General features: G+C 44.7%; 20 protein-coding genes. 17 read left to right on the top strand and 3 right to left on the bottom strand.

The genetic code is table 11. The features are described 5' to 3' along the window. The first annotated feature begins 22 nt into the window (after positions 1–22). From QUA03_RS08370 to QUA03_RS08305, 14 genes are all read left to right on the top strand, one after another. On the top strand, positions 23–1,708 hold the full coding sequence (locus QUA03_RS08370) for a DNA repair helicase XPB (RefSeq protein WP_333211201.1): 1,686 nt from the start codon (positions 23–25) through the stop codon (positions 1,706–1,708). A 105-nt stretch (positions 1,709–1,813) separates the two neighbouring features. Continuing rightward, on the top strand, positions 1,814–3,937 hold the full coding sequence (locus QUA03_RS08365; protein WP_333211199.1) for a WD40 domain-containing protein: 2,124 nt from the start codon (positions 1,814–1,816) through the stop codon (positions 3,935–3,937). 105 nt (positions 3,938–4,042) lie between these two features. Beyond that, positions 4,043–4,384: a DUF2281 domain-containing protein gene (locus tag QUA03_RS08360; protein ID WP_333211197.1), complete on the top strand. Its 342-nt coding sequence runs from the start codon at positions 4,043–4,045 to the stop codon at positions 4,382–4,384. Continuing rightward, positions 4,374–4,730: a type II toxin-antitoxin system PemK/MazF family toxin gene (locus QUA03_RS08355; RefSeq protein WP_333211195.1), complete on the top strand. Its 357-nt coding sequence runs from the start codon at positions 4,374–4,376 to the stop codon at positions 4,728–4,730. The genes QUA03_RS08360 and QUA03_RS08355 overlap by 11 nt, the downstream gene beginning before the upstream one ends. 273 nt (positions 4,731–5,003) lie before the next feature. Then, on the top strand, positions 5,004–5,435 hold the full coding sequence (locus tag QUA03_RS08350; RefSeq protein ID WP_333211194.1) for a hypothetical protein: 432 nt from the start codon (positions 5,004–5,006) through the stop codon (positions 5,433–5,435). A 219-nt stretch (positions 5,436–5,654) separates the two neighbouring features. Then, positions 5,655–5,939, top strand: a complete 285-nt coding sequence (locus QUA03_RS08345; RefSeq protein WP_333211192.1) for a peptidase — start codon at positions 5,655–5,657, stop codon at positions 5,937–5,939. Positions 5,940–6,073: 134 nt separating this feature from the next. Then, on the top strand, positions 6,074–6,262 hold the full coding sequence (locus QUA03_RS08340) for a hypothetical protein (protein WP_333211190.1): 189 nt from the start codon (positions 6,074–6,076) through the stop codon (positions 6,260–6,262). A gap of 23 nt (positions 6,263–6,285) precedes the next feature. After that, positions 6,286–6,453, top strand: coding sequence for a hypothetical protein (locus tag QUA03_RS08335; protein ID WP_333211188.1), 168 nt, complete (start codon positions 6,286–6,288; stop codon positions 6,451–6,453). Beyond that, entirely contained in the window at positions 6,440–6,769 is a 330-nt protein-coding gene (locus QUA03_RS08330) for a type II toxin-antitoxin system PemK/MazF family toxin (RefSeq protein WP_333211186.1), read from the top strand. Before QUA03_RS08335 ends, QUA03_RS08330 begins: the two co-directional genes overlap by 14 nt. Positions 6,770–6,968: 199 nt before the next feature. Beyond that, entirely contained in the window at positions 6,969–8,114 is a 1,146-nt protein-coding gene (locus QUA03_RS08325; RefSeq protein WP_333211184.1) for an iron-containing alcohol dehydrogenase family protein, read from the top strand. 99 nt (positions 8,115–8,213) lie between these two features. Further along, entirely contained in the window at positions 8,214–9,398 is a 1,185-nt protein-coding gene (locus QUA03_RS08320) for an aspartate aminotransferase (RefSeq protein ID WP_333211182.1), read from the top strand. 398 nt (positions 9,399–9,796) lie between these two features. Next, positions 9,797–12,304 carry a dynamin family protein gene (locus QUA03_RS08315; RefSeq protein WP_333211181.1) on the top strand — a complete coding sequence of 836 codons (2,508 nt, stop codon included), beginning with the start codon at positions 9,797–9,799 and terminating at the stop codon, positions 12,302–12,304. A gap of 73 nt (positions 12,305–12,377) precedes the next feature. Next, positions 12,378–13,250: a hypothetical protein gene (locus tag QUA03_RS08310; RefSeq protein ID WP_333211179.1), complete on the top strand. Its 873-nt coding sequence runs from the start codon at positions 12,378–12,380 to the stop codon at positions 13,248–13,250. Between the two features lie 15 nt (positions 13,251–13,265). Continuing rightward, positions 13,266–14,600, top strand: coding sequence for a hypothetical protein (locus tag QUA03_RS08305; RefSeq protein WP_333211177.1), 1,335 nt, complete (start codon positions 13,266–13,268; stop codon positions 14,598–14,600). 142 nt (positions 14,601–14,742) lie between these two features. On the opposite strand, the gene QUA03_RS08300 is transcribed toward QUA03_RS08305, so the two are convergent. Together QUA03_RS08300 and dapF are read right to left on the bottom strand one after the other, a co-directional pair. After that, the gene (locus QUA03_RS08300; protein ID WP_333211175.1) at positions 14,743–15,888 is read right to left on the bottom strand and encodes a hypothetical protein; all 1,146 of its coding nucleotides are present in this window, start codon (positions 15,886–15,888) and stop codon (positions 14,743–14,745) included. A gap of 222 nt (positions 15,889–16,110) precedes the next feature. After that, complete coding sequence (dapF, locus tag QUA03_RS08295) at positions 16,111–16,995, bottom strand: diaminopimelate epimerase (protein ID WP_333211173.1); 885 nt, start codon at positions 16,993–16,995, stop codon at positions 16,111–16,113. Positions 16,996–17,307: 312 nt separating this feature from the next. Between dapF and QUA03_RS08290 the strand changes: the two genes are divergently transcribed. Continuing rightward, positions 17,308–17,520 carry an Hfq-related RNA-binding protein gene (locus tag QUA03_RS08290; protein WP_333057289.1) on the top strand — a complete coding sequence of 71 codons (213 nt, stop codon included), beginning with the start codon at positions 17,308–17,310 and terminating at the stop codon, positions 17,518–17,520. 141 nt (positions 17,521–17,661) lie between these two features. Here the strand turns inward: QUA03_RS08290 and QUA03_RS08285 are convergent, their stop codons facing one another. Beyond that, positions 17,662–19,977 carry a cation:proton antiporter domain-containing protein gene (locus QUA03_RS08285; protein ID WP_333211171.1) on the bottom strand — a complete coding sequence of 772 codons (2,316 nt, stop codon included), beginning with the start codon at positions 19,975–19,977 and terminating at the stop codon, positions 17,662–17,664. A gap of 541 nt (positions 19,978–20,518) precedes the next feature. Between QUA03_RS08285 and QUA03_RS08280 the strand changes: the two genes are divergently transcribed. Both QUA03_RS08280 and QUA03_RS08275 read left to right on the top strand, forming a co-directional pair. After that, entirely contained in the window at positions 20,519–20,758 is a 240-nt protein-coding gene (locus QUA03_RS08280) for a glutathione S-transferase domain-containing protein (protein ID WP_333211169.1), read from the top strand. A gap of 35 nt (positions 20,759–20,793) precedes the next feature. Then, positions 20,794–21,855 carry an NADH:flavin oxidoreductase/NADH oxidase gene (locus QUA03_RS08275; protein ID WP_333211167.1) on the top strand — a complete coding sequence of 354 codons (1,062 nt, stop codon included), beginning with the start codon at positions 20,794–20,796 and terminating at the stop codon, positions 21,853–21,855. The last annotated feature ends 80 nt before the right edge of the window (positions 21,856–21,935 follow it).

The following is a 21,935-nucleotide window of genomic DNA, read 5'->3' as shown; positions in this document are numbered from 1 at the left end:
TTCTTCCTTCTTCCTTCTTCCTATGAATTATGTTCCTGAAAATGCTTTGATCGTGCAAAGCGATCGATCGATCTTACTAGAAGTTCACGCCCCCACAGCACAACAGGCGCGAGAAGCGATCGCCCCCTTTGCCGAATTAATCAAAAGTCCCGAACACATCCACACCTATCGCATCACGCCCCTTAGCGTGTGGAATGCGCGGGCGGCGGGAATGCCAGTGGAAGAGGCGATCGCAGCTTTGCGAAAGTATGCCAAGTATCCCATTCCTGAGTCCGTAGCGCAGGAAATTGAACTGTTGGGGGCGCGGTATGGATTAACTGTAATTGAAAGAATCGATGCGGCTAGCCCCGATTTACAACTGCGAATTGCCGATTTGCCCCTAGCGGAATTGCTGGTACGGGACGATCGCGTCAAACCAATGTTGGGCAAGCGCATCTCCGATCTTTGCTTTCAAGTCGATGCCGGGAATCGCGGCGTACTCAAGCAAGCTTTACTAGCGGTGGGCTATCCGGCAGAAGATTTGGCTGGATATGTCGAGGGTGCCGAATTAGGGATTTCTTTGCGCGATCGTACTTTAGGAGACTTGCCCTTTAATTTGCGTGCTTATCAACAAGAAGCAGCAGAGGCATTCTATCAGGACGGGGAGGTAAAAGGTGGAAGTGGGACGATCGTCCTACCGTGCGGGGCTGGTAAAACCATAGTCGGGATGTTAGCGATGAGTTTGGTAAAGCAAAAGACACTCATCCTCACCAGCAGTTTGACTTCAGTGCACCAGTGGCGCAGGGAAATATTAGACAAAACGAGTTTAACTGAGGAGGCGATCGCCGAGTACAGCAGTGTCAGCAAAAAGACGGCTGCTGTCACCCTATCGACTTACCAAATGCTAAGTTATCGATCGAATAAAGATGATGAATTCCCGCATTTCGAGTTGTTTAACGCCCAATCGTGGGGACTGATTATTTATGATGAAGTCCATCTATTACCTGCACCGATATTTCGGATAACTGCTGAATTACAAGCACGACGCAGGTTAGGTTTAACTGCGACTTTGATTCGCGAAGACGGGAAAGAAGGCGATGTATTCACATTGATTGGGCCCAAGCGCTATGACGTACCTTGGCGCGAATTGGAAGGACAGGGATTTATTGCCACTGCCAATTGTACGGAAATCCGCGTCGCCCAAAATGAGGCAGAAAAAATGGAATATGCCCTTGCGCCCCGCCGCAGCCAGTTTCGGATTGCTGCGGAAAATCCGGGTAAGTTGGATGTGGTACAAAGTTTATTGCAAAAGGAGGCGGGACACCGTATTTTAATTATTGGTGAGTATCTCGAACAGTTGGATGCGATCGCCAAAATTACGGAATTGCCTCTGATTACGGGGAAGACAAAACAGGCCGATCGCGATCGGTTATACGAAGCATTCCGTCACAAAGAAATTCCCGGATTAATTCTATCTCGCGTGGGCAATTTTGCCGTCGATTTACCCGATGCCGATGTGTTGATTCAAGTATCGGGAAAGTATGGTTCTCGCCAAGAAGAAGCGCAGCGCCTCGGACGAATTCTCCGCCCGAAATCCGATGGACACACTGCTAGTTTTTATACATTAGTCTCGCTACAAACTTGCGAGGAAGATTTTGCCCGCCACCGCCAACTCTTCCTCACCGAACAGGGCTACAACTATCGCATAGAAGTTCAAAAAGATGTTTAGTCAGCGTTGCATGATAGAATTGTTACAATATTAACGCGCTTGTAGTTGCCTTTTTCATCCCAACAAGTTGCTATACTATTAATAACCGCATCCTCACGCACATTTATGTTCGCAAACGCAATCATCGACGCTATCGCTCCCTTAATCTTGGAAGTGCTGTCACCCATTGCCAGAAATATCGGTCACAAACTAGGAGAAACCCTCAGCAATAAATCTCAACAGTGGGTAGAATATCTGATTCCCGAACCCAATCAGATATTCTCAGATTCGACTGAGATAGAGCAAGCAAAACAGCGTTATTCCCAGGAAATGATCGAATACGCGAAAGCGAAAGATGCCAGAGATAACGAATTGTTAAAGCTGAAAGTAGCACAAACGGCGCGTCGCATAGAGTTGCAGGAACAGGAACAGCGAGACAGACGGAAGCTGGCGGCCTTGCAACGGGATTTGATGCGGGAATTGCAAGCAAAAGAGATTCAGGTCAAGCTGGCTGAAATTCAAACAATTTGGGATAAAGATACTTGGTTTTCTAAGTTGAATCGAGAGGAAACTAAGCAGATTTTACTTGAACAGCAACATCGCCTCTTAATCTTACTGTCACCGCCAAAAATTAGCAAGCGATGCCCGGAAACCTTCTGTGAAGATTTGCCAATTGAGATGAGAAGTGTGGGAGATTTTCTCAGACAGCATTATCCTCAACAGGATGTCTTACGCCCAGTTAAGTTTTATAGCGACTATTTCACTGAGTCGATTGGTGATATTGATGTGGAACGCTTGCAGCGAATTTTATCTCCGGTTCCTACTACAATTCTATATAGCGATATCAGCGACTATGCCGTAACTTTTCGCGTCGGCTTTTGGGGATTTCTGAATAATCAGGAAGTCTCCCTGTTTTCTACCAAAGTTTTTGACTGGGAAGAGGCAAAAAATGCACTTTTAGCATCTGGGGTAAGTGAGAAAAAAGCCCTCCGCATGATTCGGCAGTTGATTGTGGCGATTCACAAATTGCTGGCGGGATTTTTAGCCGATTTGTATTATCTCAATATTGACCCTGGCTATGAACCTCAGTTGTTTAATTTAAGGGATGAATTGGCTGAAGATGGGTTGGCAGAAGAATGGGTGAAACCTTATTTTGATATTCTTCAGGATATTCAGCGGCGACAGCGAGAAATGTATGAACAGGAGTTGAAAAAGCTGATTGAGCAAGTAGAAGCGGAACGTGAATCTCAAGAGGCTGCCAAAGCTGAAGCAAAACGCCAACAACAAATAGAAGAAGCTGCCAAATGTGAAGTAAAAAGCCCACAACAAATAGAAGAAAAAATCCTTAGAAAAACTCACTCCTTCAAATGTGTAAAAACTCTTAATGGCGTAGGTATGCCATCTGTTGATTGCGTAGTTATTAGTCCAGATGGCAAGACTTTTGCTAGTAACAGCAGTGGAAATTGCAGCAAACTTTGGAATTTGCATACAGGAGAGGTGATTCGTACTTTCTCTGGGCATTCAGTTGCGGTTTATTGCGTTGCTATTAACCCTCATGGAAAAATTTTAGCTACTGGAAGTTATGACAGAACAATTAAGCTGTGGAATCTAGAAACTGGACAAGAGATTACCACTCTCAAGGGTCACTCAAGTTTAATTCGGTCTCTTGCTTTTAGTCCAGATGGAGAAACTCTTGCTAGTGGCAGTCAAGACAATAGTATCAAACTGTGGAATCTGAAAAACGGGCAGGAAATTCGCACTCTCACTGGACATTCATCCTCGGTTTGGTCTGTCGCTATCAGCCCGGATGGACAAACTCTTGCTAGTGGCAGTTATGACCATACTATCAAACTGTGGAATCTGAAAAATGGTCAGGCATTTCGCACTCTCATAGGGCATTCAAAGTCGGTTTCTTCTGTTGCAATTAGCTCGGATGGGCAAACTCTTGCTAGTGGCAGTTATGACCATACTATCAAGCTTTGCGACCTGAAAGCTGGCAAGGAAATTCGCACTCTCAGAGGGCATTCAGACTATGTTAATTCTATCGCCATTAGCCCGGATGGACAAATTCTTGTTAGTGGTAGTGGAGACAGTACAATCAAACTGTGGAATCTAAAAAATGGACACACAATTTTCACTCTCACAGGGCATTCAGCCCAGGTTAATTCGGTCAGTTTTAGCCCGGATGGGCACACTCTGGTTAGTGGCAGTAATGATGGGAGTATCAAGATTTGGCGGTGTGATGGGTGAAGTAAGAGGGAAAGATGAAAATTATGGCGCGATTTGCAAATATGGAACTACAAAACTTGACTGCGTGAGAAATAAACCGATAAACGCTTAGGGAAGGTAATTGAAATGTCAGAAACAATTAATTTTGAGCAAGCAGTGTTAGAGAATCTGCGACAGTTGCCAAGGGAGAAACAACAAGAAGTGCTCGACTTTGCACAATTCCTCGTGCAAAAAGCGGAACATAAAAAGCAGTTACCCAGCGAAAGTTCTGAGTCTAATATTTCGTCAACAACCGAACCTAGTCTCAAGCTATCACTTAGAGAAATTGCTAGCCTGCCAATAGCAGAACGCCATAAAATACTAGCACCATTTATACCTGCTACAGCCGAAGATTTTTTGGCAGATCCTGAATTAACCGAGTTTTGGGCACTCGATGGCGAAGACTGGGAGGATGAGTATGACTACTAACCCAAAACGAGGAGAGGTTTGGCTGGTACAACTCGATCCAACCCGAGGACAAGAAATTCAGAAAACACGTCCTGCGGTTGTGATTAGTTCGGAAATGTTTAGTTCTATCCCCATGCGGATTATAATTCCTGTGGCTACATGGCAACCTAAATTTCAAAATCGCCCTTTCATGATTCTCATTCAGCGAACTGAAGAAAACTGTTTAGACGCAGACTCAGCAGGCAATGTTTTGCAAGTTCGGAGTGTAACTACTCAGCGATTTGTCAGATGTATCGGCAAAGTTTCTGAAACGGTTGTGCAAGAATTAGTAATAGGCTTAATTATCTGTGTTGATTATCGTCCATAAAATCAGGAATGTCGATCGCCCGAATTAGCTTTCTGAACATAAAACACACAAGAGGCTAGTCAGTAGGTTGGCTTGCACTTGATTCAGGTCAACAGTGGCCAACCATCATCTAGTGGGGTTTCCTCCCTCAACCCAAACCTACCAAATCTACCAAACTATCAGCCGCCTTCCAGCTTCAAAATTTACTATCCTGCAGGATGTTGATTTATTCCCACCGATCTGATTTCTTTGTGACACAATAGATTTTAGTATGAATCTATGTGAGGATTGTTCATGGCCCGTTTTAATCAAATCCTTGTCCTTAGCGCCATCAGCCTTCTAGCTTTGGCTGGTTGCGACAGCGCTAAGGAAGCTTCCACTCCGCAAACTTCATCCGCCCCGGTTCCTGCTGCTACTGCTGTTAAAACTGAGAAAGCAGCATCGCAGGGAAACTATGCAGAATTGAGTGGCGTGGTTTCCAGTACCAAAGCAGCAGTTCAGGCTGGAAACTTTGGCCAAGCCAAAACCGAATTTGACAAATTTGAGAATGCCTGGAAGAAAGTAGAAGACGGTATCAAAGCTAAAGCTCCTAAAAGCTACGATGCAGTTGAGGATACCACAGACAAAGTAATGGCCGACCTCAAAAAGTCTAAGCCAAGTAAAGACCAAGTGCTGACTCAATTGCAGTCACTGGAAAAGACTATCAGTAGCATTCCTAAGTCTTAAATTTCAGTGCTAAGTGCTTGATTCTAAAGTCTCAGACGCAGAAACCGAGTTTTTCAACTCTTGTTATTGGTTCAAACCTTGAATAAAAGTTAAAAGATCCGGTTTCTCTGCGTCGGAGTGCGTAAGTCCTGTGAGAGTTCTGCGATCGCAGTTACTCAGAAACAAGCACTCAACACTCGCTCCTTATATAACCTCAGTATTCCAAAACTTTCAACCACTATGAAGAGAGCATTTCGCAAGTACCACCGCATTCTAGGCCTTATTGTTGCTTTGCCGATCGCGCTGACTGTGTTGACAGGAATGGCGATCACAATTGTGCGAGAGTGGCCGCTAGGTATAGAAATTTCATCGAGATTTTTATTGAAAATTCATACAGGTGAAATCTTTCACCTGCAAGCAATTTACCCGATTTTAAACGGCTTGGGAATGATTGGCTTGCTAGTGACTGGTTTAAGTATGTCGGGTGTGTTTGGCCGGAAAAAGCAGCCCACCTCCCACGATTAAAACCACAGAGGTGAGGAACTTTGGTCGGTTATATTGTTGGACTGGCTAGAATCAGCCACGCTCTCACCTTTGAGAGGCGTGATAAAATATGTAGGTAACGCAGAAATATAACAAAGCTGAAGGGTAAAAATCCCATGAAACCAACTATTAATAATATCGAAAAAGCCGTGTCCGAAAAGTTGCGACTTCTGTCGAGAGAAAAACAAGAAGAAGTGCTCGATTTTGTGCAATTCCTCTTGTACAAATCACAACCGACAAAGCAGTTTAGCATAAGTTCAAAATCTAGCACTTCGCCAACAGAAACACTGTCCAGCCGGTACTAAAATTACTACTACAGAGAAAGCCGTTGAGCGTAAGTTCAGAATCTAGCACTTCGCCAACAGAAACACCGCCTCTCAAGCGCTCGCTACTAGACAGCGCAGACTATTTAATTGACCCAGCTATTACTCGCAGTCATGATGCTTTTTTGAAAGGTTACGCACCCGAAGACGAAGGACTTTATGACGACTATTGAACCTGGTGATTTTTGGGTGGCAAATATTCCTTTTACAAGCGGCGCAGTCTCTAAAAAACGCCCCCTACTTTTGCTGTGGTTGGATGGCGAGGATCTGGTAGCAGCCGCCGTCACTTCTGCCAAACCCCGCAGCCAAACTGATGTATTTCTTAATGATTGGTCTGTCAGCGGTTGGCGCGTTGCTTCAACAGTGCGTTTGTCTAGATTAGATTGTTTGGAAAAGTCTGTGTTGCTAGCGAAAATCGGGCAAATTTCTCAACCAGATGCAGCAGCAGTGAAACAAGTCTGGGAGTTGTACGTTAAGCCTCAATTTTAATGATAATTCGATCGCCCGTATCTTCTTCATTAAATTACTGATCGCCCCTCAACTCCCCCCTCCCATGCCCCAACCCTGCACAATACTTAATAAAAACTTTACAAAACTTACCCGATCGCCCAACATGGGTTAGAGTTATCCTATAAAATCCAGCAATCCTGCAAAGCGTCAACCTTCTCGTCACTTATCCAGTGGTTCGATGACTCAAACCCAAAGCACAAAAACCGCCACCCCAACTGCAATTTATTCCTTGACAATTGCTCCCGCCTGTGTATTGCGGGGTCGATCGGCGATCGCACAAGCCGGAGATGCTATCGCCCGTTTCGGAAAGCGGCCGCTAATCGTCGGCGGCAGCAACTCCCTCGCCGCCGCCCAACCCTACCTGCAACCAATCCTCGAACAGCAGCAGTTAAAATCCGCCGAAACAGCTTACGGCAAGGATTGCAGCGAAACCAGCCTCGAAACCCTCCGCGAAGCAGCCCAAACCCATCAAGCCGACTTCATCATCGGTGTGGGCGGTGGCAAAGCCTTAGACGCAGCCAAACTCGTCGCCCATCAGTGCAAAATCCCGATCGTCACAATACCCACATCAGCAGCCACCTGTGCCGCTTGGACAGCCCTTTCTAACATTTATTCAGAACAAGGTGCATTCCAATACGATGTCACATTAGCCAGATGTCCCGATTTATTAATACTCGACTACGGCTTAATTCAAACCGCACCACAGCGGACATTAGTAGCAGGAATTGGAGATGCGATCGCCAAATGGTACGAAGCATCAGTCAGCAGCGGACACTCCGAACAAACCCTGATAATTTCCGCCGTCCAACAAGCTAGAATACTGCGCGATATTTTATTCCAAAAATCAGCCGCCGCCCTCAAAGAACCCGGTAGCGAAACCTGGCAAGAAGTCACAGATGCCGCCGTATTGCTAGCAGGAGTAATCGGCGGAATTGGCGGCGCCCAATGTCGCACCGTCGCCGCCCACGCCGTCCACAACGGCCTAACTCATCTATTAGCAAGTCACGGCACATTGCACGGCGAAAAAGTCGCCTATGGTATTTTAGTACAACTGCGACTAGAAGAAATGCTGCAAAACAATCAACTCGCCGCTAGCGCCAGACAGCAACTGCTAAAATTCTACGGCGAAATTGGATTGCCCCAAACTTTAGACAATCTAGGACTCGGAGACATTACCATCACAGAATTGCAGCGAGCCGCCGACATAGCCTGCAATCCTAATTCCGACATCCACCGACTGCCTTTTAAAGTCGTTCCCCAACAATTAATGGCAGCGATGGTTTCTACCACCGCACCTGTGGGAGAATTAAAGATTAAGAATTAAAACAGTTTGTAGTAAGGACTAAAGTCCTGAAAAGGCTGTGCTAGCAAGGACGAAAGTCCTTACTACAAACCAGGAAAACTGACAACTGACAAAAAATAAATGACCTTGGATTGGATTAGCCCTGCTGACAGGTTGCAAAAACTACCGCCCTACGTATTTGCCCGTCTCGACGAACTCAAAGCCCGCGCCCGCGAACAAGGACTCGATTTAATAGACTTAGGAATGGGAAACCCCGACGGTGCCACTCCTCAACCAGTAGTAGAAGCCGCTGTCGCAGCCATCCAAAATTCTGCCAATCACGGCTATCCACCCTTTGAAGGAACTGCCAGTTTCCGCCGTACTATTACTAAATGGTACAGCCGCCGCTACAACGTTGAACTCGATCCAGAAAGCGAAGCATTGCCTTTATTGGGTTCTAAAGAAGGTTTAGCACATTTTGCGATCGCCTATATCAATCCAGGGGACTTAATATTAGTACCAAGCCCTGCTTATCCCGTATTATTTCGCGGCCCGATTATCGCCGGTGCAAAAGTTCACAACATCATCCTCAAACCAGAAAACGACTGGGTAATTGACTTAGCCGACATTCCCGACAGCGTAGCCGAACAAGCCAAAATACTCTATTTCAATTATCCCAGTAATCCGACTGGAGCAACAGCACCCCGCGAATTTTACAAAGATATTGTTGCTTTCGCACACAAGCATCAAATCTTGCTGGTTCACGATTTGTGTTATGCGGAATTAGCCTTTGACGGCTATCAACCGACAAGTTTATTAGAAATTCCCGGCGGTAAAGAAATCGGCGTCGAATTTCACACCATGTCCAAAACCTACAATATGGCCGGCTGGCGCGTCGGTTTTGTAGTAGGAAATAGCAAGATTATTCAAGGTTTGCGGACATTAAAAACTAACCTAGATTACGGTATATTTTCCGCCTTGCAAACAGCAGCAGAAACAGCACTGCAATTGCCGGACAGTTACTTGGACGAAGTGCAGAATCGTTACAGGACTCGCCGGGATTTCATGGTGGAAGGATTGGCAGAATTAGGGTGGAATATTCCTAAACCTCTGGCTGCCATGTATCTTTGGGTTCCCTGCACTCCGGGCATGAGTTCGACTGATTTTGCCCTCAATGTTTTGCAGCAAACGGGTGTTGTGGTGACTCCTGGCAATGCTTTTGGGCCGGGTGGGGAAGGCTATGTGAGAATTAGTTTAATTGCAGATTGCGATCGACTGGGAGAAGCCCTGCGACGTTTGAAACAAGCAAACATTCGCTATCAATAGTCATTGGTTATTGGTTATTGGCGATCTGCCGCTCACTCTGCATCAACTCATTATTATGTTGAGGGTGACACCCATTATCCCCTAAACATAATAATGAGATTAACAAGCTCAGGCGCATATAAATTGTACAGTCAAGTTTGATGAAATTATTGTGGGGTGTCGCGCCCGCCCGAAAAATATAACGCAAGATGCGGGACAGCTTAGTGCGTAGGGTGCCCCGGAGCAGAAAGAAAAACCTGTTGAAATCGAAATAATCAATCTCCGAGGCACTCTACAAGTTGATGTAAGAGTGACTCTTTATTTTGTGCCAAGCTTTAAAACATCCGTGGATGTACGAGGTGCGATGCCGTGTCTCCTTAGTTATACTTAACCCAGATCATTAAGAAAGCATTTTTGCTATGCCCCTAATTGAATCTAAGTTAAACAACACCCGCAACCTTTTACAAGAATTAGGCAACTCAGTCTCTAGCTTAGTCAACTCGTCCCCGGATGTTTTTGCTGATCCGGGGATTCAATCTTGCCTACAGGATTTTTTAACTGTTTATCAAGAAGCCGTCCAACGCCTAGAAAATCCTAGTTTTCGGATTGCTACTCTGGGCACAACTTCCTCTGGAAAGTCAACGATTGTTAACGCGCTGATTGGTCGAAAAATCGCACCGATTGAAGCCGGAGAAATGAGTGGGGGTGTATTAACCATCAAACATTCTCAAGAACCGAGATTAATGATTGCCGAAACGGAAGATGCTGCTTGGGAGGCTGGTGAATGGGCAGGCTTAAGTGATGAGGATGTATACCAGCGGATTCGCACTGTGATGCACTCCTATCACGCGGCGCGGAAAAAGCGTGAGTATGTTGCGCCACAAATAACCGCTCATGTTCCTCTTTTACCTGCTTGTGATGCTTCTTTACTGGGTTTACCCAACGGAATAGGAGTTGAATTGATTGATTTACCGGGATTGAAATCTGTTCAAGACCGGGCTAACTTAGCCACTATCCAAAAGCAAGTTAATAAAGCTTTTAGTTTAGTGGCTTTGGACTATATGCAGGTAGATGATGAGCACAGAAAACGCTTATTAGAAGAATTAAAGACAGTTGTCCAATATCTACAAGGTCGCACAGATTCGATGATTTTTATCTTAAATCGGGTCGATAACCGAGGAACCGAGGATTTACCCCTATCAGAGCGGATTGATAAGTTAAGAGAAGAAATTAAAGAGGTCTTATCGCTTCCCGAACTTCCTGATGTTCTGCCTTTCAATGCTCGTCTTTTATATTATGCTCAATGTGCTTGGGGTTCAGGAGCTTTTAACGAACCGTCAACAGTCGATCGAGCGACAAGATCAAAATTCATAAAAGCACTTTTTGAAGACTGTTTTGGTACAATTTTTCAGTGTATTGGAAATAATGTGGAGTTAGCACAATGGTTTTTTAACCTCAGAACGCAAATCATGTCAGGTCACAATGTTGATGATGAAACCATGCTAAAAATTATCGACTATTCTTTAGAATGGAGTGGAGGTAGAGAACTTTGGGATCGTTTCCGTGTGCGGGTTCAAGAATCATTTGCTGAACTGGTAATACTTCCTGCATTGTTGGAAGTATTCGATAATTACGATGCTTTGGCAAAAGCTCTCGATATTCTGATTCAAAGCAGAAAAATTTACAATCAAGAGCAGGTTGAACAAGAAAAATATAAAATAGCTAAAATTGGTCAAGATTTGCATAAAAATAGTAAGAAAATTGGCAAACAATTTAAGGGCAAAATTGAGGAAATAATAAATCTCTGGAAAAGCAACGATCCTAACGATGATATTAAAAGTAAAAAAGCTGCTGAAAAAAAAGAATTTTATGGTTTTTCTCTGATTAGTAATGCTGTCGCTGAGGTAGAAGGAGACTTAACCAAGGTTCTAATTGTTCCAGTTCGTGATGCTTTTAAAAATAATCAAGGAGCTTTTGAGCTAAGAGATAAACTGCGGGAAGTTATATTCCCTTCATTGGCTGAAGATATTTCTCAAGCCTATGATAATGTTAGTCGTAGACTCAGTACATTTTCTTCTGAGTCAGAAAACTTAGTTAAGCGTGTACGGGCTGATGATGATAAAGGGAAAAAAGAACTTGAACATGATGAGCGCTATGTTCGCCTGCTATATCACAGGATGAGAGAAGCTATATCCGCAAGAGCGGAGTTTTTCTTGCAAGGAAAAGGCCAGCAATTTGAACAAGCATTAGAATCATTAGTTAATGAGCAAGTAAAGAGATTAAAAGTTTCTTTGTCAGACAAAACTTTTTCTTCGATTAATTTTGAACAAGCAGCCATCAGTAATTTACGCAAAAAGTTAGCTCAAAAATTGCCAACTTTACCTGAGAAGTTTTTTGAACTTTCCGCTCCTATAAAACAAAATCGATCCACAAAAAGAGAAGTGGTTGGCAAAAAAACAGAGTATGAAACTCGCACAAAAACAGAATATCAAGACTATACAGAATCTTATCAAGATGGTTCTTGTTTCTCTAGCACAAAAACGAGAACAAAAACACGACCTGTAACCCGTAATTACCAAGAAGCTGTAACTCGGAATATTTACGAAGATATCGAGTATGTGGAACTTTCCCTTCCTTCTCCAGACTTAATGGCAAAACAATGGTTAAGTGGCATTGAAAAAGGGAAAGGGAGTTTGTGGGATATTTTACTTGAGTGGATTCTCAAACGGTTAGATGATGTTAGCAGTATCTTTGAAGAATCCGTTGATGAGATTACCAATCTAGCTGAACGTGCTTTGCAACAACAATTAACTATCATTGAGGAAAACTTTGAGCAGGAAAAACAGTTCTGGCTTGATTTTGAAGTTCAAAAACATCATGCAACAGCAGTTTGTCAAAATTTAGAAAAAGATTGTCGTCAATCTTAAATCTGCTGTTGTATAATTTGAGGGAGCCTCTTGCTCCCTCTTTAAACAATCTATTATTTAAGGATTAAAATTTATGTTTTCTCAGAAGTTAAACGAAGTAAGAGAACGAATAAGACATGAATTAAGAGGTCGTAATCCAGTTGAGTTATATTTGTATCACTCTACTAGAATTTGGTGCGAAGAGCTTGACATAAATAAAGATATTGCTGACTCTATTCTGAGAGGTTATTGTCAGCCTGAAATAAAAGACTTAACAAATTATATTTATCAAGAAGGCACAATAGAAAAGGAAAATTGGCTTATACCAAATCGAGATCGATTCTATCAATATATAAACGCGCTTTTTAATCGAATGAACATTAGGAGGGAAAACATGGAATTTATTATACTTATTGCTTTCGCTATTACCGCAATTGGTTACTGGATATATATACTCAATCAACAAAAACAACAAACAACTCGTGGAGAAGAACCCAGACCATATAATCCTAATCCTCTGCCCCCTAATGTTTCTACAGTTCAAACGCCTTCAAGTCCAACTCCTTCAATTCCAAAAATTACTAATCAGTTTTTAATTTTAGTAGTGTCTCATTCACAGGCAGATTTTATTAACTCACTCCAAGCAAAAGGACGAATTGATGATGTTAAAGATGGGGAATCTCTTTATGAAATCACGAAATATTTATGGCTAGGCTCTGAAACTGAATACTCTAAAATAAAAAGTAATATCAGCGAGTATTCAGTCCCTAAAGGAGCAGAATCAGAATATGATATTTATCTAGTCTATATAAAGCTAGATCAAGCTGATGAAGGATTCACTTCAAATGTGGATCAACTGGATAGATATGATGCTTTCCGTAAATTAGGTGATTTATCAGTTAATCTTACAATTTCCCCTAGATTGCAAATGGAAGCCTACGGAAACATTGAAGTTTACAATCGTTAAACAGGAGAAAGTAAAATGCTGATTGATACCACTCTGTTAGTTAACAATCCAGAAATTATCAAGGGTTTACTCGATGGTTCAATGCAACGCCACGGAAGCGTTATTAGATGGGCTGCGGGTACTGCAAATGGTGGTCAAATTTTCCGCCATTTAGCCGAAACTCCCGGACTGACTAGCAAACTGATGACTGTTCCCTTTTCTCCCATTGTGGCAGGAATTGATGTTATTGGTCATGGGCTTAACTATCATAAATTAATAGGTGTCGAGGGTAAATTAATCGGTATTGAAAAAACCTTATCCGCAGTGATGGGGCTAAGTCAAATTGCTGCGGGCGCAAGTGTTTTAAACCTTGGTGTCAGTATTGCGGGCTTTGCCTATATGGGCTATAAACTGCACCAAATACAAAAAAATTTATGTCACATTCAACAGTCAATGGAAGAAGGCTTTAACCGTGTTGAAGCTGGCTTAAATGGGATTAAAAATAACTTAACAGCAGGTTTTAATCATATTGATAATCGCTTAAATAGTGTTGACGAGGGCTTAAATATTATCTCTGGACAATTGGCCTATCTGTATTTATTGGTAGAAGACAGCCGCCAAAAGCAAAAAAGCCTTGCTAAAGCTATTTCCCATCTTCATCAAGCCATGCTAATTAAAGAAATTGCAGCTTTAAAAGCTGAACTTTACGATCGCTCTCTTTTTCCTGATGAATCACCGAGATCAGCCATTAAAACAGCTTCCAGTGTGGGATTATTTCTCAGTAATCAAGCGATGCAAGCTACCCCAGAATTAGATGCTGAAATTATGCTTAATGCTGATGTTTCTATTCAAGGTTGGGCTGTAGCGATAGCAACAGAAGCCAATCTTCTCTTAGAAATAGGGAAACATCAAGAAGCTAAAGAATTACTGGCCTTACAAATCCCCCTATTTAAACAAGTCGCGGAAAGATGGGGTAAGGCACTAATCAATGATGAAAACACTTATCTATCTACTGCTTATCGCTTTACTAATTCTCGGTTTAAAAACCATATTGCCTCAGAACGAGTAGAACGAATTACGGAAATATCACCAAGCGATCGCACTTTATCTCCTGACCAAATCCGAGGAAAAAAAAATTATGTTGATGTAGAGTTTGAAATGTGCTATAGTTCTGCTAAATTTGATCAAACATGGACACATCGCCAAATTGCTGTAGCTGAATATTTGGATGGGTTGAGTGAACTTTCAGCCAGATTAGAGGGTTTAGAATCGTTTGCAAATCTGTGCGAAAGTACAGGTGTTAAAAGCAGCCGTGAAATTCTGCCTGGGCCAGACACTGAACCGGGCATATACATACTACCCAGCACATAGGGTAGGGTGCGTCATATCACATCCGGTAGCATCGGAATTAATATTACCCACAATCAGGACACGGCAGTGCCGTTTCCCTACAATTAATGGGGTAGGGAAACGGCACTGCCGTGTCCTCCGTTTCTATCATCTCTGAGTGTAACTATAAGGTTTTAATTTGCTGAATCACCCAGTCAAAAGTTTCCATAACTTGGTTGAGGGCAGATTCATCTTGCAAAGTAAACAAAGCCAGACTCGGCGACCTTCTCTCACCCGGTTCTATAGGTAGCGACAGACCGATCGCACTCAGCTTACTTCTCAATTCCAGCCAATTCGGTTCCGCATTAAACGGCGGCTGGGAACCGTAATTGTTAGCAGAAATCTCCATTCTGCCAGCAATATCTACAGTGAATAACTGATAGGGTTTTCTTCCCCTTTGAGGCAATTGAGCCGCGAAACCGCCATAGGCGTCCCCCGTTCCCCACTGGATCTGAACTTCGGGTTCTTGACTTTTCGCCCAAAGGTAAATTTCTCTGGCCATTTGCGCCTCGTCCGCGCCTCGTCTAGCTTTGATTTCCGCAAAAAATGAAGATTCATCCCAGCGCCTTCTTTCGCGCGTTGCGCTCGATTTTTTCTGCTGTGCTTCGGCTGTCTGACCGATCACTCTGGGAACCAGCGTTTTCAAACCATCTTCACTTACATACTGCTTAATTTCCAGGGCCAAAACTTCAACCGGGTCCATTTGTTCGTTGAGAAATTCCACAACTCGGCGCATTTCAGCGGAAATCTCGTCAGCTACAAACACTAAGCGAACTTTACCCGCTTGCAAATTAGTTTTAACCTTCTGCCAAAATCTGTCTTCATTAGCATCTGCACCGAGAAACTCTTCAAAAATCTGTTCAGGATCGCGACCCCGATCGCGACAATTAGCTTCAAACAGAGCAATAATTGAATCGATGGGCCAGTAAAACAACGCATTAGCAGCATAGTCGATCGACTGACCCAAAACTTTTTGCCGCAGTTCGGCATTAGGAGTTCGCCTGACATCCACCAAAGTAGGAACGGCATTTTGGTCGAGAAACAAATGATCCAGCGACCACTGTACCGCTGTTTCCTCATCGCTGGCTACTGCTGCTTCCCGCGAAATTAACAGCCACCTGCGCGGTGTCGCCCGATCGATTTGGTCTCCCGCGATCAAATTGGGATAAGTTACTAGCAAGTCTTGTAACTGGTCTTCCGAGTCGTAGGGCTGTTCCATCATTTCTACCAGCCTGTCGTCGTCCTGAATCAGATAAATACCTCCCGCCATGCAAGCCCACCTACTTAATGTTAGATTTTAGATTTTAGATTTTAGATTTCCGGCTTAGTTATTAGTCTTCAGTCTTCAGTCCGCAGCCAATGATTTGTGAAGGCAAAAGGCATTGGTCAGAATTCAATAAAAATTTTGAAGTCAATAATTTTTATTGTTGGTTAATTCAACAAAAAATCCCTTCTGACTAATGACTGATGACTAATAACTAATGACTAATGACTAATCACTCATACAACCAGTAAATACTCGCTGTGCCGGCCCGGTCATGTAAATCCGCCCAGAAACTTCTGCCCATTCGATTTCCAAAACGCCGCCGGGGAGCTCAACTGCAGTTGCCCGATCGCACTTCCCTACCAACACCCCAGCTACCACAGCAGCACAAGCACCAGTCCCACAAGCTAGAGTAACACCAGCGCCTCTTTCCCACACCCGCATTTTTACGTAGTCTGAACGTACCACTTGAATAAATTCCGTATTGGTACGCTGCGGGAAGGCTTTGTTGTGCTCGAATTGAGGCCCGACAGTTTCTAAAGCAACAGCCGAAACATCCTCTACAAAAGTAATGCAGTGAGGATTGCCCATGCTGACGCAGGTAACAGACCAAGATTTATCAGCAACTTTGATCGGCACATCTATAGCTTTGGCATCCGCTGCAGCCAAAGTTGTCGGAATTTCCGCAGCCAGCAGCCGGGGAACCCCCATATCCACCTTCACCTGACCGTCCGATCGCAATTCGGTGATAATAACGCCCGCACCGGTGTGAATCCGGTACTCAGTCTTAGATTCACTCCCCCCCTTAGCAAGGGGGGGTTGGGGGGGGTGAATTTCTGACCCTTCCAAATCGGCGATAAACTTAGCCAAACAGCGAATCCCGTTGCCGCACATTTCCGGTTCCGAACCGTCGGAGTTAAAAATCCGCATCGTATAGTCAGTATCGTTTTGACCCGGAAGAGCAAATATCACACCGTCTGCGCCAATCCCGAAATGTCGATCGCACAAATCCACAGCTTGTTCTGGCGTGATCACCGGTTCTGACGAGTGGCGGTTGTCAATCAGAATAAAATCATTTCCCAGTCCGTGATACTTCGCAAACTCGATCGGCATAAAAACAAACCTCTTTTGGTTAAAACTGATTAGATAATTTGCTGACCAAATTACCCATTTCCCAGTATTATAAAACTTTATGCAATTTATAGTCCTTTCTAGTGAAATATAAACAAATATAATATTTATAACTCCACAGGGATATCTAATTAATGCTGATGTCAATCCCTCAATGAATATCGGTCGAAAACTAGCCGCCAAGGGGTTTATCCCTCATCGATTAGACGCGCTTGTAGTTGTGGCAGTAAGGGTTAAACGGTATAAAGAGAAGAATATGGTTTAAGGTAATATTTGACTATATTTTTCTGAACTATGTCTGAATTTGAAACCGGATTGCCCAGCGTTCGCTTAATACAAAGCTACATCAAAGACAAACAACAGGTGGAGATCAAACTCCTGACCGGCGACTTAGTAGCTGGCAGAATTTTTTGGCAGGATAATAGCTGCATTTGCCTCCTAGATCCGTCAGAAACACAAATTCTGATCTCGCGGCCAGCAATTGCTTATCTCAAACCCAACGGGTAAGAGTGGGGCATGGGGCATGGGGCATCGGGCATCGGGCATTGTTGACAGTTGACTGTTGGCTGGAAAGCTCACCACAGTCAACTGCCAACTCTGAACTGTCAACTGCCAACCGTCAACTGCCAACTGCCAACTGCCAACTGACTAATCGCTAAACAGCTTTTCGATGACTTGGGCCTTGACCAAAGGCAGCTTTAAAGCAGGTTGCGGCACTGGTGGTGAGGCCGTCCGCTGCATCAAGCCGAGCTCGTAGAAGCCGCCACACAGCAGCAAACGATCGCCTTCTTGCAAATTGCTACTTCCGTCGGGCCAGCGAGTAAATTTCCCTTCCCGGCGGATCGCCCGCACCTGCACCCCGTACTGGGTCAGCCAATCTACCTCTGACAGTTTTTTGCCCGCCCAAGGGCTGTTTGCTGGTAGCCTCAGCCACTGGCAAGAACTGTCGCCCTGCGGGACTGCAACTTCCCCTTTCGCCAGCAACTCAAAACTGATGAGTTCTTCCGGTTCTCCCACTACAAAAAGTCGATCGCCCGACAGCAAAGCTGTCTTCCCGTTGGGATAATCAATTTCCTCGCCATTCTCGCGGACGATCGCCATTACGCTGACCCCTGTCAACTGCCGCAAGTTAGTTTCTTCCAGAGTCATGCTGGCAATGGGAGAACCTGACGGCAAGCTGTACCACTCGCTGTTCATATCCCGAACCGCCACTTTCAAATCCCGCGAAACCGCCAAAGGTTCGCGCGCTGGCCGCAATTCCAGATAGCGGCTGCTGCGAATTTGCTGCACATCCCGCGCGATCGCCATTGCTGAAAGCCCCATGCCAGCCAGCAAGTGGGAAGACAGTTCTAAACTGGCTTCAAACTCCGGCTGCACGACTTCCCAGGCCCCCAATTGGTAAAGCAGTTCGATGTCTTTATCTTGGTTCGCACACACCACAATATCCAAATCCGGGACTAATTCTAAAGCCCGCTTCAGACACAAGCGAGTGCTCATGGGATCGGGAAGGGCGATCGCCATTGCTTTTGCCCGTTCCACCCGCGCGGCTTCCAATACGTGCAAGCTGGCAGCATTCCCGTAAATGTAAGGAATTCCTTGGACTCTGCACTCTTGAATTCTACTTTCTGACTCATCGATCACCACAACTGAACAGTTGCGGCTTTGCAGCATTTTGACTAAAATTCTGCCGACTCGCCCGTAGCCGCAAACCACAACATAATTTTGTTCTGGCAAAGTTTCAGCTATTGCCACAGGTTGAGATGTTTCGTCAAAATAGCGCTGTAAAGGCCCGAAATTTTCCGCCCATTTCAATAACTGGGGCACGCTTCTCAACACAAACGGAGTTAGCACGAGGGTGACTGCTGTCGTGCCTAAAATTAACAGGTAAACATTCCGCGAAACCAGCCCCATAACTTGGCCGGCACTAGCGAGTACAAAGGAAAATTCTCCTATTTGAGCTAAGCCCAAACCTGCGATCAATGCTGTTTTTAGCGGATAGCCAAATAGTCGGACGATCGGCGTTATAATCAAGAATTTGCCGACAAATACTATAAATACCAGTCCCAGAATTACTTCTAGATGGTTCCACAGAAACATCGGGTCTATTAACATTCCGATGGTGACAAAAAATAAGGATGCAAAAATATCTCGCAAAGGCTCGACATAAGTTAGAGTTTGGTCGGCATATTCCACCTCCGAAATCATTAAACCCGCCACAAATGCGCCCATCTCGATCGAAAAACCCAAATATTCTGTCAGCAGCGCAATCCCTAAAGCCAAAACCACAACTCCCAGCAAAAACAGTTCTCGACTTTCTGTTTTCGCTAGGTATCGCAGCAACTGCGGTACCATCCAAATGCCCGCGACTACAGCACCGATAGCAAATAACCCGATCCGCAGCAGCGCCCACGCTACCGTCATGCCGATCTCTTCTGCTGGCTGATTGAGTGCCGGCAAAACTGCTAACATTAGTCCCAAAGCCAAATCTTGAACTACTAATATTCCCAGCATGACTTGACCGTGGGAAGTACCGGATTCATTGCGCTCCATCAAGCATTTCAGTACAACTGCGGTCGAGGAAAGCGACAGAATCGCTCCTAAAAACACGCCTTGAGCGGGCGATTCTACCCAGCCTACAGCTAAGGAAATTGCAGTAGTAATGGCGATCGTCAGCACAATTTGCAAGCTCCCTCCGCCCAAACTAATGGCTTTTACTTTCTGGAGTTCGGCGAAAGAAAATTCCACTCCCAAGGCAAACAACAGAAAGGCAACCCCAAATTCAGCCAGGGTGTCTACCTGAATTAATTCTTTAATCAGCCCCAAACCGGCCGGCCCAACTACGATCCCTCCCAGCAGGTAGCCGAGAATTACCGGCTGTCGCAAGAGCGATGCAAAGAGTCCTCCTGCTGCGGCAGCAGCGAGAACTAGAACTAAGTCAACGATCAGTCGGAAGTCTTCTTGCACAAGTTTATGAAAAAAGTATAAAGTTATATTATAGTGTCTAATGTGTTGACTCTGTTTAGTGGGTTGACTGTAGTTGGGGAGCCAGGACAACTGCAACTATAGAACCAGGTATTTTCTGATACCAAAGAGTTTCACTGCTCAAAAAAACCTTAACCTCTTGCAATTTGAGCAAGAGATTGCGCCTTTATTGGGGGTAATGTTTCGCCTCAACGAGAGGAGCGCGGTGAGATTAAATCAAGTTACTTTTTTTAATCTATTTCTGACGGGGTGGAGTGATTTTAATTACCTTTTTGTAGTGAGTGGTTTTCTCAGGGTGTACGTTCACAGATCGGCGATCAATAAAAATGATTAGTTAAAATCTTTTTTATTTATTCAAGCCCTGCTTGCGGATTTACCCGATATACTGCATAATTACTCAGGCACTTTGGTGTTTTTTTCTAGTAATCCCCCGTTTTGCTAACAATAAAAATTTAGGTTTTAGAAAAGTAATTTTGTCGTGGCTCTTGATACCTCAAAATGACAAGCCCATTGGAGATGTAGGTTGGACAAAGCTGCCGTCGCACCTGTAAAGACTGCGCTAGAGGCGATCGACTCCCTAACTGTAGGACACCCGTATTTGCTCGGTCACGAACTGAGCATTGCCGATTTTTACCTAATTCCAGTCTTCACCTACCTATCCCAGACCGCAGAGTACGAAGCAACGATCGCGCCAACTTCAAAGCTGCGGACTTGGTGGAATAAAGTCAGTCAACTTCCCAGTGTGAAGGAAGTCTGTGCTTGACATCTGTACACTTTATAAATCAGGGGTTTACAACCATGTCGCATTTATTTGAGCCATTGGATCAACGTGGTGTTACCTTCCGAAATCGCATTGCAGTTTCTCCCATGTGTCAATATTCCAGTGTTGATGGATTCGCGAATGATTGGCATCTGGTTCATCTCGTCAGTCGAGCCGTAGGAGGGGCAGGGCTGGTGATGACTGAAGCAGCGGCAGTCGAGCCTGAAGGACGAATTACGCCGCAAGATTTGGGAATCTGGCAAGATGCTCACATTGAAATGTTGGCGCGAATCGTCGAGTTAATTCACCGCAACGGTGCGGTTGCAGGAATTCAACTGGCTCATGCAGGTCGAAAAGCCAGTACAGCACTTCCGTGGGAGGGCGGCGATGTGCTTTCGGAATCTCAAGGAGGATGGACTTCGATCGCCCCTAGCGCCGTTCCATTTGAACCCGGTACCCCCGCCCCGATCGCTCTGAGTATCGAAGACATTCAGAAGCAGACGACACTCTTTGTCAACGCAGCCCAACGCGCCCTCGAAGCCGGATTTGACGTAATCGAGATTCATGCGGCTCACGGCTACCTACTGCATGAATTTATGTCTCCCTTGAGTAATCAACGGACAGATGACTATGGTGGCAGTTTTGAGAATCGCATCCGGTTTTTATGTGAAGTCGTAGAAGCGGTGCGAAATGTTTTGCCGGATCAAACACCGCTTTGGGTTCGCATCTCTGCAACTGATTGGGTTCCAAATGGTTGGGACATTGAACAAAGTATTGTACTCAGCTATAAATTAAAGTCACTGGGCGTTGATTTAATCGATTGTTCATCAGGCGCAATTGTACCGGGTGAAAAGATTCCGACGGGTGCAGGTTATCAAACTACCTTTGCCGATCGCATTCGACGCTCCGCGAACATCGCCACCGGAGCCGTTGGTATGATTACTGCACCCGCGCAGGCTGACCACATCATCCGTACAGGTCAAGCAGATATGGTGTTACTTGCCAGAGAACTGCTGCGCGATCCTTATTGGCCGATGCGGGCTGCGAAGCAACTACGTCAATCCGTTCCTGCTCCTATTCAATACGCTCGCGCTTGGTAATTAAGCGGATTTGCGATCGTCGGTTTTACACAAATCCACTAGGACTCACTTGTTTAGTGTTTCTGTAAACCAGTCGCTCA

It is taken from the genome of Microcoleus sp. S36b_A4 (assembly GCF_036700645.1).
In the GTDB taxonomy this organism is placed as follows: domain Bacteria; phylum Cyanobacteriota; class Cyanobacteriia; order Cyanobacteriales; family Microcoleaceae; genus Microcoleus.
The sequence above is the reverse complement of the archived record's forward strand: the minus strand, read 5'-3'. Positions and strand labels throughout refer to the sequence as shown.

What these genes read in the sequence shown, in the direction of transcription:
- QUA03_RS08370 (WP_333211201.1), top strand. Translation starts at nt 23, where the DNA reads ATGAATTATGTTCCTGAAAATGCTTTGATCGTGCAAAGCGATCGATCG.
- QUA03_RS08365 (WP_333211199.1), top strand. Translation starts at nt 1,814, where the DNA reads ATGTTCGCAAACGCAATCATCGACGCTATCGCTCCCTTAATCTTGGAA.
- QUA03_RS08360 (WP_333211197.1), top strand. Translation starts at nt 4,043, where the DNA reads ATGTCAGAAACAATTAATTTTGAGCAAGCAGTGTTAGAGAATCTGCGA.
- QUA03_RS08355 (WP_333211195.1), top strand. Translation starts at nt 4,374, where the DNA reads ATGACTACTAACCCAAAACGAGGAGAGGTTTGGCTGGTACAACTCGAT.
- QUA03_RS08350 (WP_333211194.1), top strand. Translation starts at nt 5,004, where the DNA reads ATGGCCCGTTTTAATCAAATCCTTGTCCTTAGCGCCATCAGCCTTCTA.
- QUA03_RS08345 (WP_333211192.1), top strand. Translation starts at nt 5,655, where the DNA reads ATGAAGAGAGCATTTCGCAAGTACCACCGCATTCTAGGCCTTATTGTT.
- QUA03_RS08340 (WP_333211190.1), top strand. Translation starts at nt 6,074, where the DNA reads ATGAAACCAACTATTAATAATATCGAAAAAGCCGTGTCCGAAAAGTTG.
- QUA03_RS08330 (WP_333211186.1), top strand. Translation starts at nt 6,440, where the DNA reads ATGACGACTATTGAACCTGGTGATTTTTGGGTGGCAAATATTCCTTTT.
- QUA03_RS08325 (WP_333211184.1), top strand. Translation starts at nt 6,969, where the DNA reads ATGACTCAAACCCAAAGCACAAAAACCGCCACCCCAACTGCAATTTAT.
- QUA03_RS08320 (WP_333211182.1), top strand. Translation starts at nt 8,214, where the DNA reads ATGACCTTGGATTGGATTAGCCCTGCTGACAGGTTGCAAAAACTACCG.
- QUA03_RS08315 (WP_333211181.1), top strand. Translation starts at nt 9,797, where the DNA reads ATGCCCCTAATTGAATCTAAGTTAAACAACACCCGCAACCTTTTACAA.
- QUA03_RS08310 (WP_333211179.1), top strand. Translation starts at nt 12,378, where the DNA reads ATGTTTTCTCAGAAGTTAAACGAAGTAAGAGAACGAATAAGACATGAA.
- QUA03_RS08305 (WP_333211177.1), top strand. Translation starts at nt 13,266, where the DNA reads ATGCTGATTGATACCACTCTGTTAGTTAACAATCCAGAAATTATCAAG.
- QUA03_RS08300 (WP_333211175.1), bottom strand. Translation starts at nt 15,888, where the DNA reads ATGGCGGGAGGTATTTATCTGATTCAGGACGACGACAGGCTGGTAGAA.
- dapF (WP_333211173.1), bottom strand. Translation starts at nt 16,995, where the DNA reads ATGCCGATCGAGTTTGCGAAGTATCACGGACTGGGAAATGATTTTATT.
- QUA03_RS08290 (WP_333057289.1), top strand. Translation starts at nt 17,308, where the DNA reads ATGTCTGAATTTGAAACCGGATTGCCCAGCGTTCGCTTAATACAAAGC.
- QUA03_RS08275 (WP_333211167.1), top strand. Translation starts at nt 20,794, where the DNA reads ATGTCGCATTTATTTGAGCCATTGGATCAACGTGGTGTTACCTTCCGA.